Genomic DNA, 19,294 nt, shown 5'->3' with positions numbered 1-19,294 from the left:
GTCCTCGCCATCGGGGGATCTGCCAGCGGATCGGCCGTCCAGTTCATCCTGACCCTGTTGTTGCTGTACCGGCTGGCCCCGGCAGATTTTGGCCGGTTCACCTTCCTCCTGATCGCGGCCCAGTTTTCGTGGGCTATTGGCTCCTCCTTGTTCAGCGCGCCGCTTGCCCGGCTGGAACATGATGTCGCCCATCCTGAAGGCCGCAGGGCGCGAGCCAGCCTCGATAGCGCGAACTTCCTGTTTTCCCTACTGATTGGCGCCCTGGCGCTGTTCGGTGCATGGCGGTTCAATATCTCGCCCGGAGCATCCGCCGTGTTCGCCTGCATGGTGATAGCCAACAACATGCGGTTGTTCGGGCGCGCCGCCGCCTACGCAGAAGGCCAACCGTCTAGCGTTGTGCGATCGGATGTCATCTACACGGCGGTGGCGCTGATCGGCCTGCCGGTGCTGTTCTTCAATCCGGCTGTGGGAATGGAGGCAGTGTTCATCCTGCTGGCAGTCGGCAGCCTGGTGGCGATATCGGCATTGCTGCCTTTCCTGAGAATACGGCTGGGAGACATCGGCGCCATCCTCCATTACACGGCCGTATGGCGGCGTTTTTCATCCTGGTCGCTGATCGGGGTGGTGGCGACGGAGGCGACGGCGAATGCCCACAGCTATATCGTGGCATTCTCCCTGGGGGCGGAGGCTTTCGTGCCGATTGCCGTCAGTTCCGTGCTGATCCGGCCTGCAACCGTGGCCTTGCAAGCGCTCTCTGAGTTTGAGCGCGCGCGGATGGCGCGGCTGATCGCCCGCGGCGAAGAGGCCGAACTGCGGCACAATGTGCTGCTGTTCCGTTCCGTGCTGGCAGCGGGCTTGCTGGCTACAATAGCCGGGATCCTGTTGCTGTTTGGCTTTGCCCCCGAGCTGCTGACCGGGGGGGCACATGACGAACGGGCCTTGCACATCGGGGCAGCGCTCTGGACTCTGGTGCTGCTGATCCGCTGCGCCTACATGCCGGAAGCCGTTGTGCTTCAGGCATGCGGCGCCTTTGATGCACTGGCCTATCCCAAATTGTGGTCGGCACCCGTCAGCGTTGTGGCAGCGATGGGGCTGATCATGGTTGCCCAGCCCGTCTGGTCCCTCGCCGCGATTGCTGCCGGGGAGTTGGTGGCGGCATTCCTTATTTTCTTGGCCGCGCGCGCAACTCTTGCGGCAACGCTCAGCGCCAGCCCCGGTAATGGCAACAGTCTGGAAGGGGCGGCATGACGGTCACCATTGGCATCAAGGCGCTGAACGAGGAACGGCATATAGCGCAGGCACTGTCGAGCGCGCTGGCAGCCGTTGCCCCCTTCGACGGGCAGGTGGTGCTGGCGGACAGTGGATCACAGGATCGTACAATTGCCATTGCCCGTGCCATGCCGGCCAGAGTTTACCAGCTTGCCGACCCGGCCCAGCGGTGTTGCGGAGCAGGTGCACAGCTGGCGTTCCAGCATATCGACACGCCATATTTCTATCTGATGGATGGAGACATGGAGATCGATCCCGAGTTCCTGCGGCATGCGCATGACTGGTTGGAGGCAAATCCGGAATTTGCCGGAGTCGGCGGGCAGGTGCTGGAACGCAATCTCGAGAATGCCGAATTTCAGATCCGCGCCAAGGCGATGGACACGGAAGCACACCGGCGGGCAGGTGAGGTGGATCGACTGGATGGCGGCGGGCTGTATCGAACCGACGCCATCCGGGCAGCCGGATATTTCAGCGACAGCAATCTCAAGGCGTTCGAGGAATTCGATCTGGCGGCGCGACTGCGGGCAAACGGGTGGAAATTTGCCCGGCTGCCCCTGCCCGCCGTATACCACACGGGCCATGGCGGCGGCGGTTACCGGCTGATGCTCTACCGCCTTCGTTCGGGTCAATTGGGGGGCGCGGGCCAGGTGCTCCGTGCGGCGGTAGGCCAGGCTCACCTGCCTTCCGTGCTGACCGGACTTGGACACATCAAGGTGATCGGAGCGATCCTGGCCTGGTGGCTGATGCTGATTTTCGCCGCAATGGTGGAACCAATCGCAATCATTCCGCTCGTCGCGCTGCCTGTTGCCCTGCTGGCGTGGCGGCGTCGCTCGTTCGGGCTGGGTCTCTATTCCTTCTGCTACTGGAATCTGTGTGCGGTGAGTTCCGTGATCGGATTTTTCCGCCCGCGTCGCCCGCCGGACCGACCTGTCCCTTCAGTCGAAATCAGTCCCCGGGCGGAGCTGCCGGCGTCCTGAGATCGGCAAGCACGGTGGTGGCGATATCCACCACCTGCTGCGCACAGACAGCCCAGTCATAATCCGCCCGGACAGCAACAGCGGCACGGCGTCCCTGCGCGCGAAGATCATCCAGTGACAAACTGGCCAGCCAATCGGCGGCATCGCGCGCAGGATCATGTCCCTCAACGACCCGGCCACCATAGCGGTCAACCATGGAGACCGCGCCAGCCATAGGGCAAACGATCGGCACAGCTCCGCCGGCCAGCGCTTCCAGCACGATCAGCGGATAGGCATCCAGCAGCGAGAGATGCACCAGCACATCGGTCTGACGCAGGGCAGACTGCAATTCCTCTTCCCCGAGCCAGTCGATGATCGTGATCCGGTCACCCAGCCCGGCATCAGCGATGGCGTCAGCCAGGGCCCGCATGGTTTCCGCATCGGCCCGGCCGACCAGCCGCGCCGAGAAGGCGATGCCTCGGTCGGCCAATGCCCGGCAGAGATCAACCGTGAGGAAGCTGCCCTTTTCCCGCGAAAAACGGGCCGCGTGCAGCAATGTTAGCACCGCCCCATCCGATCCTGCCGTCAGGGACAACGATGCCTGCGGAAGAAAGGTGCCGACAACATGCCGCTTTGGCCCGGCGGGAAGTTCGATCTCCCGCTCCTGCCCAGCAAACAGCAGACCCAATGCGTCGGCCTGGCGAAGCAAGGTCTTGATCAACCCGCGGCGCAATGGCTTGGTCTGAAGCCGGCTGTTGGAGCCGAAATGGGGGGTGACGATGACGGGCAACCGCAGCAGCCTGGCCCACAGCAGATAGACCAGATCCGGCAGATTGCTCAATTGCAACCACACCACATCCAGCCCGTCGCGCTGCAGGATCTGCAATTGGCGAAGCGAGCGACCGACATCCTTGAGCCGCGACAAGCGCATATAGGCGGTCTGGCTGGGCAACCAGACGGGCGAAAATGGTGCCAGCGCGCGATGGGCGCGATCGCAATAGGATTCCAGCCCGCCCCATTGCTGCGGAGAGCCGCCGAGAATGCAGATGCGCAAACTCAATCCTTGCCGGCAGTTGCACCAGCGGTGTCGAATTGCTGATCGTCATCGCGGTTGGCCCAGCTCAGCAGATCGGTGCTGCCACCGCGCGACGCATTCTTGCGCCTGGAGGCTGCCGTCCAGAGCAAGGCGATCATCAGCACGACGAACACCTGTCCCACCGAATCGCGGTCGAACAGCGAGGTTTCGGTTGCGTTATGACCGATGCAAAACACCAGTATCGCAAACAGCAGCCCGCCCAGCGCGCCTTCCACCTGACGCGCGGTCAGAAGCTTGATCATCGGCATGACGATAGTGGCGAAAATGACCACGCCCAGCCCGATCGGACCGATCTGGATCAGCATATCCAGGAAGCCGTTGTGAGCCTGCTGCACACCGATGAGCCAGTCGGAACCGTAACGATTCATCGGACTTGCCGGGCCGATATTCCAGAAGGATCCATAGCCGGAACCAAGCAGCGGGTTGTCGCGATAATAGCGCAGCAGTGCATCCCAGATCACCGTTCTGCCGGTAAAGGCCGTGGGATCGTTGAGCGTGCGCAGGAAAGGATCCTGGTAGACATTCTGTACCACAGCTGCGGCGATCACCAGAGCCAGCAGGACAGTGAAGGCAATACCGCGATAGCGAAAATTGTACCGGGTGAAGAACAGCCCCATCACGGCAGCAGCAGCACAAACAGCCACCGAAGTCCGCGAACTGGTCATGGCAAGGAAAAACACGGCCGCAAGCAGCACCGGAAGCTGCACATATCGCGGCATGTTTTCCCGATAGAACAGGAAGAACAGCACGCACATCGCCGTGACCAGACCGGCCATGTTCTTGTGTGCCATGTAACCGCGCCAATCGCCCATCAGGCCGCCATCGCCAGGCTCTTCGACCATATGGATGCCCACCGTGGGATCGCAATAGACGGCAGCGTAGTTGGCCAGCAAGGTCAGCACCAATATGACCCGCACGATCAGGATCGTCCTGTCGACGCCCATCGCTCGCACCAAAGCGAAAACCGACCAGATCACCAAGGTCGTCAGGACGATGCGCCGCAAGGCAATGCCAGGCTCGATAGCCCAGAAAAGGCTGGCCCAGCACCAGGCAAGCGCCAGCAGCATCGGCCAGGGTATGGCATCGAGCCGCTTCAGCCTTGTTTCGGCATGAATGGCAAAGACGGTGATCAGTGCGACAGCCAGATAGCCGATCTGTCTGACCAGGCTGCCGGTACCGGCTGTGCCTGAGGACTCATAGGTCATCAACGGACCGAGCATGGTCAGCAGCATCATCACGACGAAGGCAATGATTGCCGCATTCATCCGCACAGGCATGGACTTGCTGCGCGTACTGCCGCCCTGGGACGCTGACGAACGGCTACGGCCGCTCGATCCCGATCGCGATCTGGAGCCTGAAGATCTGCCAGAGCGACGTTTCATGCCGCTTCCGCCGGAGGTGCCAGATGCTGGATCGCCGGTCATGACCGCCCTTCGATGCTGTCTTGAATAAAATCGGCCACGGCATCGCACAGCGATTGCCGACGTGCGGTAATCTCCATCCGCGTCACCTTGGTTACAGGTTCGCGGAGCAGCATCTCCAGCTCTTCTACCGTGCTGGCGACCCGAATTCCCTGCTGCTGCGCCAGCGCATTGACCGTTGCCAACTGATGATCGTTGCGATGTTCGCTAAGCTGCGCGCTTCGAGCAAACAATATCAGTGGTTTTGAATGCCGCTGAGCCGTGACGATGGTGCCGATCCCGGCGTGGGAAATCACCAGAGTTACCCTGTCCATCAGATCTTCGAATTCGACGGGGTCTATCACCCGTCGCCATTCCATGTTGGCGGGAATGTATTTGCCGCAGCCGATCTGCGCTGTCACCGGTTCGCCCAGTGTCGGTGCGATCTCGTCAACGATCCTTACCAGGCGATCAAAGGGCAGCTGTGTTCCAACGGTCAGCAATATCACAAAAGCGCCCCAAAATAACGGGCATTGTCCGACCGGGCGAGATGTTCCCACTGGGTAACCCAGAGAGATGAAAACGGCCGGGCAATCCTGCCGCTGAGCGATGGAGCGTCGGAATTGGCGATGCTGTCCACCCAGATCGTGCGGGCACCCGCCATCTTCGCAATGATCACGCAGAACAGACCCGGCAATGCGCCGGTGCTCAACACAATGTCTGGTTTTTCCTTCATGATCAGCTTGAATGCAGCAAAGAAGCAGCGAAACCCTTTCAGCAGCTGATCACGATTGGCATCCGGCAGCACCCTGATGTCGCCGACTCGGTCACGTGCCGCCAGCCTGGCGTTTGTTGTAACGTAAACCGGATTGAACCTGTCCAGCGCTGGGCGGAGCAGCATGAGTTCATCCCAATGCCCGCCCCCGGATGCAGCAACCAAAATCTTGGACGAACCGTCCGGAACCTTCTGCACCCCTGCTTCCCTTTGTTACATCCAACAAGAACGCGCGTCCGGACATGAATCCGTTCATGGCACATTCTGCATTGGTTGCAACATGGCACGATCAACCAACCGATTAACAGCAAAAAACCGCCGCTTTCCGGTGCAATACGGCAACGCCTTGCGATCTTCTCCGTTATCACGATAGAAGGCCGGGCATCCTCCTCTTCAAGATAGCCGCGATGACACCGGATCTTCCGTCAGGTGGCATCCAAGCCGGAAACTCTTTGTAACAATCCAATGAGCAGAAGCCCAGGCCGATCCAAAATTCCGAGTTGCGCCGCCGGCGACAGAATCTACGCGATCGGGGATATCCACGGTCGATATGATCTGCTGCGCGATCTGTTGCGTCGGATCGAATCGCATTCCAAAGGTCTGCCAGCACCAGCCGGGCTGCATGTGCTGCTGCTGGGCGATGTGGTCGATCGTGGCCCGGATTCAGCCAAGGTGCTGCGTTTCCTCCACGACTGGTCACGCAACACCGAAGGGCAGCTGATGCTGCTGGGCAATCATGAAGAGGTCATGCTGCGCGTCTATGCCGGCGAAGCGCGACTGCTGACGCCGTGGCTGCGGATTGGCGGGCGCGAAACGCTGGAAAGCTTCGGCCTGAAGATCCCGCGCCGTGAGGAGCGGGAGGATGGCAGTTTCACAAAACTTGTGGGTGAAGTGCTGCCGCGCGAATTGATGGATTTCGTGGCCGGTTGGCCCCTGACCGCGCAATCGGGCGATTATTATTTCTGCCATGCCGGGGTGAAGCCCGGGGTTGCCCTCAATCGGCAGGATCGGAAAGACCTGATCTGGATCCGCGACGAATTTCTGCAAAGTGCGCGCGATCACGGTGCAACGGTGGTGCATGGCCACAGCATTTCGCCAGAGGTCGATTTCCAGAGCAATCGGATCGGGCTGGACACCGGCGCTTATAAGTCTGGTGTGCTGTCTGCGCTGTATCTGGAAGGCATGGAGCGTGAAGTGATTGCCACAGCCGGCGAAGCCCGGCCCGAGCCGCGCCGGTCCAGTTCGCAGTCTCCGTCTTCTTCGCGCTGACCAAACGGATCTCTGACCGATGGAACTGATCAAGGATTTCTGGCGCCCCTTGATCGTGGAAGCGTCTGCGCGGGAGATCATCTCTGCCGGCAGCATCGAGCCGTTCCGTTTCCGCTGGTTTCCCGATGCGGGCGATCTGGCCTATGCGGCCGATCCCTTCGGGATCTGGCGTGAAGGCATCTTGTACGCCTTTGTCGAAATGTTCGACTACCGCCATTCGCACGGTACGATCAGCGTCTATTGCTTCGATGATCGTTTGCGCCTGATCCAGCATGGGCCCGTTCTTCGTGAAGACTGGCACCTGTCCTATCCGCAGGTCTTCGAACATGCAGGCGAACTGTGGATGCTGCCGGAAGCCTGCGCATCAGGAAAGCTGACGCTGTATCGCGCCCGATCCTTTCCCTGGCATTGGGAACCCTACGCGGTGCTGGACCTGGATGGTGCGCCGATCGACGCGACCCCCTTCCTTCATGACGGAGTTTGGTGGCTGTTCTACACCCCGGCTGGCACGGCAGAGGAGCGCGTGTCCACCCTTTGCGCCGCATATGCCGAGGACCTGACCGGCCCCTGGGCAGAGCATCCGTTAAACCCGCTGATCAGCGATCTGGGCGGCGCCCGCCCCGGTGGGCGGCCAGAGCTGATCGATGGCCTGCTGCACCTGCCGGTACAGGATTCGCGCGGCAGCTATGGCGCGGCTCTGCGGATCCTTCGCATCGAGCAGTTGGATTCCGTGCATTTCAACGCCAGCGCGGGACCGCTGCTGCGTGCGCCAGCGCAGGCCACACCACTGATAGATGGATGCCACACCTTCGCCGGTGCTGGCCCGGTGACGCTGATCGATGTGAAAGCGCGGCGTTTTTCCGCGCGAGCCCTGACCATGCGGCCGCGCCGCGAATGGGACCGGCTGATGCGGCGGCGGTAATCCCGCCGCCCTTTCCTGATCAGCCGCCCGGCAGCGCAGCCGGCTTGAAAGCGGTGATATGGGCATAGGAGCCGAGCGAGGACCAATCCTTGCGCTCCGCCATGGTGGCCAGTGCCCGATCTGCCTCCCGGATGACCGGGAACTTGTCAAAATAGGCATGGCCATAGAACGAACGAATGGCCACCTGATCGAAGCCGATTTCCTTCAGCATGGTTTCCATCCGCGCCCGATCACCATAGCACCAGGAATAATGTGCGGGGAATTTGTTCTTGTTGTTCCGACGCTTGGGGAAGACCGTGTAGAGGATCTTGGTTGAGAGCGTTTCGGGCAACAGCTTGTTGATCACAAAGGGCAGCGCATAGAGCGTCGGCGCCATGTGGAAGGCGACCCCGCCCGGACGCAGCAGATCGCGCACATTGCGATGCATCTTGCGGCCATCGGCCACATGTTCGATCAACGTGCGCGAGAAGATGATGTCATACTGGCCATTGAAGGCCGAGACATCGCCGGTAACGTCAAAACAAGCCTTGTCGTAATCATCGCTGGCGCGCGCCAATTCGGACGGATCGATGTCATTGACGGTGTAGCTGGCAATATTGTCGGGCATGTCGTGAATCGGGAAGGAAGGCGCCCTGCCCCCACCCAGTTCAAGCACGCGCGCATTGGGATATCGGGAAACCAGCCCATAGAGGGTCGAGGGAAAATCCCGAAAGGCCGCCAGGTGCGAGCGTTCGAATGGGATCGGCATCATTACTCCAGCACTGGGGATGGGACGGGCGCGGGGGTCAGGCTGCAATAAACAGATATTCCCGGAAATTGCGTTTCGACATAGCGCCCGGCCAAACCGTCAGGCAATGTTTAATTGCAGCGGTCGGCCATGACCGGAAGACAGCCCGCATCGGTGTGTTTACTGGACGTTCAGTGGTTCGGATGCACTGCAGGTATCATGATGACAGCAAAGAATGACAGACCAGCCGTGCTGGTAACCGGCGGCGCCGGATATATCGGCAGCCATGCGGTGCTGGCGCTGCGCGACAGCGGTTGGCGCGTTGCCGTGATCGACAATCTGTCGACCGGATTTCGTTTCGCCCTGCCCGACGATGTTCCCCTTTATGAAGGCGACATAGCCGATCGCAGCCTGGTCGCAGACATTATCGCGCGCGAGGAGATCGGTGCGATCATGCATTTTGCCGGTTCGATCATTGTCCCGGAATCGGTTGAGAACCCGCTGAAATATTACGAGAACAATACGCTGAAGAGCCATAGCCTGATCTCTTCAGCGGTCGCAGGCGGGGTGCGAAACTTCATCTTCAGTTCTACGGCAGCCACCTATGGCATTCCGGCGACTTCGCCGGTGGGGGAATCGATCCCCAAGCAACCGATCAACCCCTATGGCTGGTCGAAGCTGATGACCGAGCAGATGTTGGCCGATACGGCCGCAGCACACCCGTTCCGCTATTGCGCGCTGCGTTACTTCAACGTCGCCGGCGCCGATCCGCTGGGCCGGACCGGCCAATCCACGGTCGGCGCGACCCATCTGATCAAGGTTGCGCTGGAAGCTGCCCTGGGACAGCGCGACAATGTTGCGGTGTTCGGGACCGATTACGATACACCGGATGGCACCGGTGTCCGCGACTACATCCATGTGGCAGATCTGGCCGCAGCCCATGTGCTGGCCTTGCAGGCGCTGGTCGATGATGCCAGCCCGCCGCCGATCATGAATTGCGGCTATGGGCGCGGTTTTTCAGTGCTCGAAGTGCTTGATGCCGTCGATCGTGTGACCAACCGTACCATCAACCGCAAGCTTGAACCGCGCCGGGCGGGCGATCCTGCCGCGCTGGTTTCCGACCCGTCCCTGCTGCGCCAGCGACTGGATTGGCAGCCCAAGCGCGCCGACCTGGACCAGATCATCCAGGATGCGTTGCAGTGGGAACGCAAGCTGGCAGAACTGAGGGCAGGATAATCCCGCAGCTTTCCGGGCCGGCAGCAACCTGCCGCGCCCGGTTGCGGTTGCGATCAGGGGCGCCCTACACTCACATAGGCAAAGCCGGCTGCCCGCATATCCTGCGGATCATAGATATTGCGCAGGTCGACGATCACATTGGAATTGGCGATCGTCTTCAGTCGCTTGAGGTCAAGCGCGCGGAATTCATCCCATTCGGTCACGATCACCACCGCGTCAGCGCCGGTGATGGCCGCATAGGGATCGGTCGCCATCACCACTTCGGGCATGAGCGGCGCAGCAGCCTCCATCCCTTCGGGATCATAAGCGACGACACTGACGCCACCATCGGCGAGCGCTTGGGCAATGGCGATGGCCGGTGAATCGCGCATGTCGTCCGTATTGGGCTTGAACGTGAGACCGAGCATGGCCACCCGCTTGCCGCGTGCCTGTTCCGCCCCGCCCAGCGCATCGATCACCTTACGGCCCATGGCGCGTTTGCGGCTGTCGTTGGCCTTGACCACAGCTTCGACGATACGGACCGGGCTGTCGTAATCTTCAGAGGTTTTCAGCAGCGCCAGCGTATCCTTGGGGAAACAGCTTCCGCCATAGCCCGGCCCGGCATGCAGGAACTTGGGGCCGATACGGTTGTCGAGGCCGATGCCGCGCGCGACATCCTGCACGTCGCCACCAACTTTTTCACACAAATCAGCCATTTCGTTGATGAAGGTGATCTTGACTGCGAGGAATGCGTTGGAGGCATATTTGATCATTTCAGCCGAGCGGCGGCTGGTGAACAGCAGCGGCGCGCGGTTGAGGAACAAGGGGCGATACACCTCCTGCATCACTTCGCGGCCGAACTCAGCCTCCGCACCGATCACGATGCGGTCAGGCCGCTTGAAATCACCAATGGCCGCGCCTTCGCGCAGGAATTCCGGATTGGAAACCACCGCATAACGATACGGCGTACCGCTATTTTCAAGAATGCGTTCGACTTCATCGCCAGTACCGACCGGTACGGTGGATTTGGTGACGATAACCGCATCATTCGAGAGCGCTTCACCGACTTCATGGGCCACCGCATAGACGAAGGAGAGGTCTGCGTGCCCATCACCCCGGCGCGACGGCGTGCCTACCGCGATGAAGATGGCCTGCGCGCCGGCGATGCCCTGCGCCAAATCGGTGGTGAAGGACAGACGGCCAGCCTTCACATTGCTGTCGACCAGCGCATCGAGCCCCGGTTCGTAAATCGGCATGATGCCCTGACGCAGGCGATCGATCTTGGATTCATCCTTGTCGATGCAGACCACTTCATGGCCAAAGTCGGCAAAACATGCCCCGGATACCAGGCCGACATAGCCTGAGCCCACCATTGCGATCTTCATGAGGGAAGCTCCGAAAGAGAAATTCACGCCCGAATGCCCGCTGTCGCGGGACGGGCCGTCTATGTTTCCTTCACACCCGAATTGCAATCACGCGCTCACCCGCGCGGCAAGAAGGATCAACCATTTTCAATAGGCATTGCGGGACATGACCACCTGGCAAGTGCGCGCCAGAATCGACATGTCGCGCATCAGCGACCAGCCATGCAGATATTCCAGATCAGCCTGCAGCCGGTTGGTGAGATCGCTTTCGCACACAGTGTTGCCGCGCCAGCCGCGCACCTGGGCCAGACCGGTCAGCCCCGGCTTGACCGCATGGCGGTACCAATAGCGCGAATCCACTTCCCAATAGAGCTTGGACGCGGCCTTGGCACCCGGCGCATGCGGGCGCGGGCCGACAATGCTCATATGCCCGAGCAGCACATTGAACAGCTGCGGCAGTTCATCGATGCTGGTCTTGCGGATGAAGCGGCCAACCGCCGTGACGCGGTCATCATCGCGCGTGACCAGCCGATCCGCTTTTGCATCCGCCACTTCGGTTCGCATGCTGCGAAACTTCAGCATACGGAACACCCGGTTTCCGTGACCGATCCGCTGCTGCACGAACAGCACCGGCCCCTTGCTGGAAAACTTCACCGCAATCGCTGCCCCGATCATGATCGGGGACAGGGCGATGATCGCAAGGAACGAGACGATCAGATCGAAGCTGCGTTTGAGGAATTCGTCGAAGGGAGACAGCGGGCCGATCGAGACAACCAGCGTGGGCACATTGCCACTGCGGTCCACCGAGAGCGGGGCAAGCCCGCCCAGTTCCGGTGTCAGCACCTCCGCCAGAACATTGGCCCCCTTCAGCGCATGGACGAGCTGTTCTCGCCGATCCGGCGCACAGGCCACCACCACACGATCCGCCTGACCAAGCAACGAGCCAAGCCGGTCATAAAGCGCTGGCATATCGACCGATCCATCGCCGATCAGCCAGTCGTTGGCATCCACGGTCGCGGCAAACCTGCCCTTGGGCAGAGGGATGGAGCCGTCGACGATCAACACCACGCAATAGGGATCGCCAGCGAACAGCCGGTGAAGAAAACGCAGGAACACCAGCCGGACCAGCGCCAGCAGGAACATCGCCAGCACTGCGCCAAGCGCGAAATTGACGCGCGAGAAATTGTCGCTGACCTTGAACAGGAAGGCAATCAGCACGACGATGCCGAAAGCGGAAATCAGCGCGCTGACACAGCGCGAAATGCCGAGGCGCTGATTGCCGAATACCCGGCCGGAATAGGCCTTGCTGTTGGCAGCGAAAGCCAGATAGACCGGCACGATGGCAGCGACCATGCCGACCCAATGCCATTTTTCGATCACATGATGCAGGATCGCAGCGATCAGAAATGCCACGCAGATGGCAGCGGCATCCAGCGCGACCAGCGCCATCAGCAGCTTGCGCCGACGCGACCGCTTGGTCATCAATTCCGACGTCGTGTGTTCCACTGTCGGGCTGGATATATCCCGCGGAATCTGCAGCATCACCGGATGCCTTCCCTGTACGGAGGCCCGGATTGACCGAAATCGTTTGTCATCGTCAACATTCTGCACCGACGATCCGCGATATTGCCCCAACCTGTCCGACCATAGGGGCGTCCTATCCCAACTGCATGACACCTACTACCCATATCATGTCTTATGCAGTGTGTTGCATCGCAACAAACCCTGTCAAAGCAACAAAAATTGGGTGCCCCCGGCGATGATCGATCAACTTGTCACATCCTGGGAAGCTATCAAGCACGCCGGGCTCCCCGATGGCCAAGCAATACGCGCCACGATGCATTTCCATCTTGGGCTGGGCATCTATCTGCTGGTCGGGGCCTTTACTCGCCAGGGTCTGCGCAGCCGGGCCGGGCTGGTGCTGATCAGCTTGCTGGAAATCGGCAATGAAATCCTCGATTTGGCCCGGTTTTTTCCCAAAATTCCGGCTTGGTTGTGGCATGATACGCTGGCGGATCTGTTCAACACGCTGTTCTGGCCGGTAGTGCTTTATGCACTTGCCGGTTTATGGGAGCGCAGGAAGGCAGGCACTGCTTCCGCTTCCAGTGCAGTTTCATCGGCATCAGCCGCAGACGGAGATGTTTCCTGATCAGCCGAATCGGCCGGTGACGCGTCGGCTGTGGCGAATTCCACTGGGATGGTGCGTGGCACAACCGGTCGATCTGACCCATCCTGATTGCCATCGGCGCGCACCGTCAGCCCTTCGGTAACCAGCAAGGTGCCGCCATGGTTGTTGCGCAGTATGACGCTGGCTGGGGTACCCGAGGGTGCGACCATCACGATCGGCAGATCTGCAGCGGCTTCGATCCGGTTGCCCTCCACCAGAGCGAACTTGCTGCCGGGCAATAGCGCCAGCTGGATGGCCCGCAATTGACCAGTGGGAGCATCAGCCAGGCGAATCCTGTTGCGCTGCACAGACAGTTGCGCCGCATTGCCCGAGATCACCGGCCTGACGGGAAGAACGCCCTTGCCAAAGGTGAGCTGGTTGTCGGCAACGATCAGGCTGCCGGTCCTGCGATAGGCAAGATTGCAGGTGACATTCTCAAAGCGGTTGCCGCTTACTTCCAGCCTGCCGAAGAAACTGGGCACGCATCCGCCGACACCGTCAGACCCCTGCCAGACGAAGCGATTGTTGCGAAACGCCACCTCGATAGCACCATCGACAGCACCGAAGCCCGCACTGCGCAGGGCCAACAGCGTGCGGCCATTGGCGGCCCCCATCTTGCGGGCCCGCAATTGCAGGTGAATATTGGTCGCTCCACCATCCTGAATGCAGAGATTGTTTTCAAACAGGATGTTCTTCGCTGCGAAGAAAGTGGCCAGGCAGAAATTGCCCGCATTGGTGACGATGTTGTCACGCGCGACGGCGTTGACGCAGCCTTCGAAATCGATGCCGATATCGACCACCATCGCCACCTTATTGCGGGCGATCAGAATATCCTGGCCATTGTTGCCATAGATACCGCCGAGCGCATGGGAGAATTCGCTGTCTGCGACATAGACATCGCGCACACGGCGCGGATGGCGCAAATCGCCACCTTCATCTCGCCGCCCACCCCCGCCCCACCAGCTGACATTGGCGAAGCGACCATGGCAGTGGGAGATCGCCACCCGGCGGGTGAAATCGAACCGCACCATCTGGCTCATGTATGTACGGGCGTCAGTTCGGCAGTCATGGACCTGAAGATCTTCGCACAGATCATCGAGCGTGGCGGAAAAGCCGGACTTCAGCGCAGGATCTTCCGCGATGCTTCCGCCAGCACGGCGGTATCGCCGCAGGCGCTGAAGCATGTGGTGCATCCCGACGAGCCCCATGCGTTCCGAGGTACAGCGTGTCACACTGACGCCGCGCAGATTGTACCCCAGCAGCAGTTTGCCGTGGGGGCGCAGAGGTTCCGGACGGATGATGCGCAGATTGTCCAGCCGGATCGGACCGAGGAAACGGGTGGGATCTTCTTCCAGGGCGCAGGCGAGGAACATATCCTTTTCGCGTCCGGTATATTCGATGGCCGCCTGTCCGCCGGTGCCGATCAGCACGGTAGGCCGCGTGATCCGGATCTGCCGCCCGATCCGCATGCTCCTGCCCGGCCCGGCAGGGATGAGAATCGCCGCGGCGCCGGCGGCGAGCGCCCGTTCCAGCGCATCGGCATCATCGCTGGTGCCATCCAGCCGGGCACCAAATTCGCGGACATCCGTACCGCGCCGGGCCAGGCCAGCCAGTTCATCATACAATTGCCAGCGGGTGCGAGCCCAGGCCGGCCAGTCCGCAGCCTCCCCATCGGGGCCCGCCGCCCGGCCCAATTGCGCGAGCAATGGCGAGGTTGCGACCAGCCCGATCATGCTCCTTCGTGTCAAACTCATGCGGCCCCAGCATCCTTGTCGTCATGGTCAGGGTGGAGGCTCTGCTCCGGCTTCTGGTGCAGGATCGACGGGGGCCGATGAACGGGCAGTGACCCTGCCCGCTCCGATTCCGGCTCTGGCGTTCATCACGGCAAGCCCGTGACAACATGGGATTTTACAGTCGATCCCATTCAGGATAACCGTGTTGTGAAGAGAGCTATTCGCAGATGCAACAAAACATGCGTGCAAACGGTGGAACCGGGCAGCGATTGCTGCTAGCCACGCCCAATATCCATTTACCGACCTGCCTGTTGATTGGTTGCCAGCACATTGCGGCAACACGCCGGCCGGTACGAAGCGGGAGCGTTTTATGACTGTTAAGGTAATTGCCGAGGTCGGTTGCAACCATAAGGGCGACATGGAAATCGCCAAGGAACTGATCCGCGTGGCGGCAATCTATGCCAAGGCCGACGTGGTGAAGTTCCAGAAGCGCAACAACCGCGAGCTGCTGACCGAAGAACAGTACAATACGCCGCACCCCAATCCGGCCAATTCCTATGGCGACACCTATGGCGCCCACCGCGAATTCCTGGAATTCAGCGTGGACCAGCACCGCGAACTGATGGCCGAATGCGAAAAGAACGGCATCATCTATTCCACTTCGGTGTGGGATGTGACCTCTGCCCGCGAGATCGCATCGCTCAACCCGGTGCTGATCAAGGTCCCTTCGGCCTGTAACCTGCACTTCGAAATGCTCGGCGTGCTGGCTGATGAATATTCGGGTGAAATTCACCTGTCGCTGGGCATGACGACCAAGGAAGAAGAAGACCAGATCGTCGATTTCTTCGTCCAGCGCGGTCGCGCCAAGGATGTGGTGCTGTATTCCTGCACCTCCGGCTATCCGGTTGCGTTTGACGAGCTGTGCCTGCTGGAAATCACCCGTCTGCGTGAAAAGTTCGGCGAAGTGGTCAAGGCGATCGCATTCTCCGGTCACCATCTGGGCATTGCCGCCGACATGGCCGCCGTTGCGCTGGGTTCGGAATGGATCGAACGCCATGTGACGATCGACCGCACCTGGAAGGGCACCGACCATGCCGCATCGCTGGAGCCCGATGGCCTGCGCCGCCTGGTGCGCGACGCGCGTGCCGTTTCCAAGGCGCTGACCTACAAGCAGAGCGACATTCTCGATATCGAGCTTCCCCAGCGGGACAAGCTGAAGTGGCGCGAACAGCCCGCATCGGCCGAAGTCGCCTGACCCATTGATTGTATCCGCCGGGGGCCTGCGCCCCCGGCCATTTTTACTCAGGATAGGCCGGCTTTGCGATGCGCCTGACGCTGGTCGCTGACAATTCGACCTCCCCCAATTGGGGTTGCCGGGCAACAAGCTTTGCCCTGCGGGAAGTGCTTTCCACACGGCATGAGATCGTCGGTTCGATCGACCGCGATCTGCTGAAGGCACCGCTGACAGTTGGTGGGCGCCTGCCCGTCGGACTGCATGAACAGCTTGTTCGCCGGTTGCGGCGACCACGGGTTGGGCGGGTTCCGGTTCTGGGCAAGCTGGCATTTGGCGCGATCGACGCCGGTGGACAGTATTTTCCACCCAGCCATGACATCGAAACCGATGCCGAACTGCTGTGGGATCTGCGGGAGAATTCCGCCAAGGCGCAGCGTCTGATCGCAGAAATCGCTCCCTGCGATGCCATCGTGGTGAATGGCGAAGGGGAAATGATCTTTTCCACCCCCGCGCGTGACAGCCTGCTGCAGACGCTGGCGATCTGTGCGCTGGCGCGGCGGATGGGCAAGGGCATTTTCTGGATCAACGGGATGATCTCGCTGGATCCCGCCAGTGCCTTCAATCTGGCAACGCGGGATGCCGCCCAGCAGGCGCTCAAGGGCGCAAAGATCGCGGTGCGCGATCCGCGTTCGCTTGCGCTGGCGCGGGATATTCTGCCGGGCATGGTCAGCGCATCCTTTCCCGATGCGCTGTTTACCTGGTCGCCGTTCTACCGCCGCAACGCCGCCCTCTCCTATGACGCGTCGCGGCTGATCCCCGCGTTTGACCGCACTGCCACATCCCGCCCGAAATGCACGGATGAGCCGTATATTGCGCTGTCAGGCAGTTCGCAGTCGGCCAAGAACCAGAAACAAGCGGCGGAAAGCTACACCCAATTGGCGCAGGCGCTGACATCTCTCGGCCTGCCGGTGCTGCTGGTGGAGACCTGCGTGGGCGATGTGTTTCTGCGCGATGTGGCACGGCGAACAGGTCTGCCGCGACTGGGCGTCAATGCTCCGATCATGGCGGGCGCAGCGGTGATGGCCAATGCCCGCGCCTTCGTCAGCGGGCGCTGGCATCCCGGCATCATGGCGGCGTTGGGCGGCACCCCGAGCGTGTTCATGAGTTCCAATTCGCACAAGACGGCCGCGTTGCAGGATATGCTGGGTTACCCGGCAGCCCATGAATACTCAGCCTTCCCCAGCTCAGCAGATATCGACCGCATTGTAGCCGGGACGAAGGTTTTGCTGGCCCAGGGTGCAGACCGCCGACAGCAGATCGCTGCTGTTGCCGCAGAAAGAGCGGAAGAGGCTTGGCATATGCTGCAGGTTCTGGACTGAGCAGCGCCATGGCAGTTGAAAACCCGCGCGGAACGATTGCGGCTTCCGGATCAGATCGCCCTGCCCTGCCCCCGCCATCAGGCGGGCCGCTAGGCGTATTGCGCAACGGCCTTGCGGTAATCGGTCCCGATCGCAAACGGTTGTGGGGCACGGTCGCGCTGGCATTTGTCGTCGGTGTGATCGAGACCGCGCTGCTCTACATGGTGGCGGCGGTGGCCATTGCAATCTCCGGCAATTCTCACCTAGCCCGGCTAGGGCCGGCCGATCTTGGCATCCAGGTCAGCATTCCGAGCGCTTGCGGCATCGGCTTGGCGCTGGTGGCGACGCTGATGTTGCTGTCGATCCCGCTGGCGCAGCTGATGGCATCGCTGAGCACGCGGGCCATGCTGCGGCTGCGTGGCCGGATGCTGACGGCCTATCTCCATTCATCGCTGCAGTATCGCGACACCCAGCGCGAAGGCCTTTTGCAGCAACTGGTGGGCGAATATGCGTTGCGGGCGGAAAATTCCGTGCAGCAATTGGCGCTGGGCTGTGTTGGCGTTGCCATGTTTGCGGCCGTCATCGCCGGGGCGATCGTAAGTTCTCCCTTGCTTGCGCTGGGCCTGATCATCGGCCTCGGCATCACATTTGCGCTGCTGGCGCCGGTGACCAAGCGATTTCGGCAGGATGTGACCAAGCCGGTTCTGACCAATCGGGAAATCGTCGGCCATGTTGCCCAGGCAGCCCGCATCGGTCAGGAGATTTCGGCGTTCCACGTAGCGGATGCCGTAGCCAGGCAATTGCTTGGCGGAATCAAGATCGCCGCCACGGCCATGGGCAAGCTGCGTTTCGAAGCCCGGCTGGTGCCCAATCTGTTCCAGTATGGCGCCATCGGTCTGGTGCTGATCCTGATTGCCGCGCTGGCGAGCACGTCGGCTGGCGGGATGGAAGGTGTGGCACCGCTGGCGCTGCTGCTGGTGCGAGCGCTGACCTACGTCCGGCAGCTGCAAAGATCTTTCCACACCGCACGTGAGATGGCGCCCTATATCACTGCGGTCGAAACCGAACTGGAGCAGTTGGAAGAGCACGCGTGGGATACGGGTTCCCACGCCCTGACCGCGTTGGAAAGCCTGCGTTTCGAAGGGGTGAACTACGCCTACAAGCCGGGCGAAAACGTCCTCAAGGACATCAGTTTTTCGATCGATCAGGGGGAGATGGTTGGCATCGTTGGCCCGTCCGGCAGCGGCAAGAGCACGCTGACGGGCGTGTTGCTGCGCCTTCGCAAGCAGACCAGCGGGAAGGTGACTGCAGCCGGCGTGCCGCTGATGGATGTGTCGGCGGAAAGCTGGGCTGCGCTGACCGGATATGTGCCGCAGGACAGCCGGCTGATTTTCGGTACAGCGGCAGACAATATCCGGTTTTTTCGTCCCGGATTTTCGCAGGAACAGATCGAAACGGCTGCGCGTGCGGCGCATGTGCATGATGAAATCATGGCGCTGCCCCATGGCTATGACACGGTGATCGGCCCCGGCGCACGCGGGCTTTCGGGCGGACAGTCCCAGCGGCTTTCGATCGCCCGCGCCTTGCTCGGCCAGCCGGCCCTGATCGTGATGGATGAACCGACCAGCGCGCTGGACGCGCGATCGGAAGCCCTGATCAGCCAGACCCTGGCCGAATTGAAAGGCAGCGCGACCATCATCCTGATCGCCCATCGCCCGGCCACGCTGGAGCTGTGCGACCGCATTCTGGAAGTTCGTTACGGCGTGCTGACCGAACTGCCCACACAAACCCATGCGGCAAAGGCATAAG

The 19,294-nt window shown here is 61.1% G+C and carries 18 protein-coding genes; 10 read left to right on the top strand and 8 right to left on the bottom strand.

Translation table 11 applies throughout. The annotated features are described in order from the left end of the window. Positions 1-60 precede the first annotated feature (60 nt). Together GRI97_RS09030 and GRI97_RS09025 are read left to right on the top strand one after the other, a co-directional pair. Entirely contained in the window at positions 61-1,248 is a 1,188-nt protein-coding gene (locus tag GRI97_RS09030) for a polysaccharide biosynthesis protein (RefSeq protein WP_235917653.1), read from the top strand. Next, a complete protein-coding gene (locus tag GRI97_RS09025) occupies positions 1,245-2,246 on the top strand; it encodes a glycosyltransferase (RefSeq protein WP_161390705.1) in 1,002 nt (333 codons plus the stop codon). The genes GRI97_RS09030 and GRI97_RS09025 overlap by 4 nt, the downstream gene beginning before the upstream one ends. On the opposite strand, the gene GRI97_RS09020 is transcribed toward GRI97_RS09025, so the two are convergent. Together GRI97_RS09020 and GRI97_RS09015 are read right to left on the bottom strand one after the other, a co-directional pair. Then, positions 2,215-3,279 carry a glycosyltransferase family 4 protein gene (locus GRI97_RS09020; protein WP_161390704.1) on the bottom strand — a complete coding sequence of 355 codons (1,065 nt, stop codon included), beginning with the start codon at positions 3,277-3,279 and terminating at the stop codon, positions 2,215-2,217. The genes GRI97_RS09025 and GRI97_RS09020 overlap by 32 nt on opposite strands. Positions 3,280-3,281: 2 nt before the next feature. After that, positions 3,282-4,556 carry an O-antigen ligase family protein gene (locus GRI97_RS09015; protein WP_161390703.1) on the bottom strand — a complete coding sequence of 425 codons (1,275 nt, stop codon included), beginning with the start codon at positions 4,554-4,556 and terminating at the stop codon, positions 3,282-3,284. Here GRI97_RS09015 and GRI97_RS09010 point away from each other — a divergent pair. Continuing rightward, positions 4,540-4,773, top strand: a complete 234-nt coding sequence (locus GRI97_RS09010; protein ID WP_161390702.1) for a hypothetical protein — start codon at positions 4,540-4,542, stop codon at positions 4,771-4,773. The two genes, GRI97_RS09015 and GRI97_RS09010, sit on opposite strands and share 17 nt — an antisense overlap. Here GRI97_RS09010 and GRI97_RS09005 read toward each other — a convergent pair. After that, positions 4,742-5,230 (bottom strand): glycosyltransferase, encoded by a 489-nt coding sequence (locus GRI97_RS09005; RefSeq protein WP_161390701.1) that lies wholly within the window; start codon positions 5,228-5,230, stop codon positions 4,742-4,744. The two genes, GRI97_RS09010 and GRI97_RS09005, sit on opposite strands and share 32 nt — an antisense overlap. Then, positions 5,227-5,694, bottom strand: a complete 468-nt coding sequence (locus GRI97_RS18805; RefSeq protein WP_161390700.1) for a glucuronosyltransferase — start codon at positions 5,692-5,694, stop codon at positions 5,227-5,229. The genes GRI97_RS09005 and GRI97_RS18805 overlap by 4 nt, the downstream gene beginning before the upstream one ends. Positions 5,695-5,961: 267 nt before the next feature. On the opposite strand from GRI97_RS18805, the gene GRI97_RS08995 reads away from it, so the two are divergent. Both GRI97_RS08995 and GRI97_RS08990 read left to right on the top strand, forming a co-directional pair. Further along, complete coding sequence (locus tag GRI97_RS08995) at positions 5,962-6,765, top strand: metallophosphoesterase family protein (protein ID WP_161390699.1); 804 nt, start codon at positions 5,962-5,964, stop codon at positions 6,763-6,765. A 19-nt stretch (positions 6,766-6,784) separates the two neighbouring features. Next, positions 6,785-7,687, top strand: a complete 903-nt coding sequence (locus GRI97_RS08990) for a glucosamine inositolphosphorylceramide transferase family protein (RefSeq protein ID WP_161390698.1) — start codon at positions 6,785-6,787, stop codon at positions 7,685-7,687. Between the two features lie 19 nt (positions 7,688-7,706). Here the strand turns inward: GRI97_RS08990 and GRI97_RS08985 are convergent, their stop codons facing one another. Beyond that, complete coding sequence (locus tag GRI97_RS08985; protein ID WP_161390697.1) at positions 7,707-8,435, bottom strand: class I SAM-dependent methyltransferase; 729 nt, start codon at positions 8,433-8,435, stop codon at positions 7,707-7,709. Between the two features lie 198 nt (positions 8,436-8,633). Here GRI97_RS08985 and galE point away from each other — a divergent pair, with 198 nt between their 5' ends. Next, a complete protein-coding gene (galE, locus tag GRI97_RS08980; RefSeq protein ID WP_161390696.1) occupies positions 8,634-9,650 on the top strand; it encodes a UDP-glucose 4-epimerase GalE in 1,017 nt (338 codons plus the stop codon). A 53-nt stretch (positions 9,651-9,703) separates the two neighbouring features. Here the strand turns inward: galE and GRI97_RS08975 are convergent, their stop codons facing one another. Further along, entirely contained in the window at positions 9,704-11,014 is a 1,311-nt protein-coding gene (locus GRI97_RS08975) for a UDP-glucose dehydrogenase family protein (protein WP_161390695.1), read from the bottom strand. A gap of 126 nt (positions 11,015-11,140) precedes the next feature. Next, positions 11,141-12,535, bottom strand: a complete 1,395-nt coding sequence (locus GRI97_RS08970; RefSeq protein WP_161390694.1) for a sugar transferase — start codon at positions 12,533-12,535, stop codon at positions 11,141-11,143. A gap of 163 nt (positions 12,536-12,698) precedes the next feature. On the opposite strand from GRI97_RS08970, the gene GRI97_RS08965 reads away from it, so the two are divergent. Next, positions 12,699-13,142: a hypothetical protein gene (locus tag GRI97_RS08965; RefSeq protein ID WP_161390693.1), complete on the top strand. Its 444-nt coding sequence runs from the start codon at positions 12,699-12,701 to the stop codon at positions 13,140-13,142. On the opposite strand, the gene GRI97_RS08960 is transcribed toward GRI97_RS08965, so the two are convergent. Next, entirely contained in the window at positions 13,043-14,914 is a 1,872-nt protein-coding gene (locus tag GRI97_RS08960; protein WP_161390692.1) for a right-handed parallel beta-helix repeat-containing protein, read from the bottom strand. The genes GRI97_RS08965 and GRI97_RS08960 overlap by 100 nt on opposite strands. Positions 14,915-15,263: 349 nt before the next feature. On the opposite strand from GRI97_RS08960, the gene GRI97_RS08955 reads away from it, so the two are divergent. From GRI97_RS08955 to GRI97_RS08945, 3 genes are all read left to right on the top strand, one after another. Next, positions 15,264-16,148 (top strand): N-acetylneuraminate synthase family protein, encoded by an 885-nt coding sequence (locus tag GRI97_RS08955; protein ID WP_161390691.1) that lies wholly within the window; start codon positions 15,264-15,266, stop codon positions 16,146-16,148. Positions 16,149-16,216: 68 nt separating this feature from the next. Next, positions 16,217-17,506, top strand: a complete 1,290-nt coding sequence (locus tag GRI97_RS08950) for a polysaccharide pyruvyl transferase family protein (RefSeq protein ID WP_161390690.1) — start codon at positions 16,217-16,219, stop codon at positions 17,504-17,506. Positions 17,507-17,514: 8 nt separating this feature from the next. Further along, positions 17,515-19,293 carry an ABC transporter ATP-binding protein gene (locus GRI97_RS08945; protein ID WP_161390689.1) on the top strand — a complete coding sequence of 593 codons (1,779 nt, stop codon included), beginning with the start codon at positions 17,515-17,517 and terminating at the stop codon, positions 19,291-19,293. Position 19,294: the final 1 nt, after the last annotated feature.

Source organism: Croceibacterium xixiisoli, from assembly GCF_009827305.1.
GTDB classification, from domain to species: domain Bacteria; phylum Pseudomonadota; class Alphaproteobacteria; order Sphingomonadales; family Sphingomonadaceae; genus Croceibacterium_C; species Croceibacterium_C xixiisoli.
This window is presented reverse-complemented; position numbering and strand designations above follow the sequence as displayed.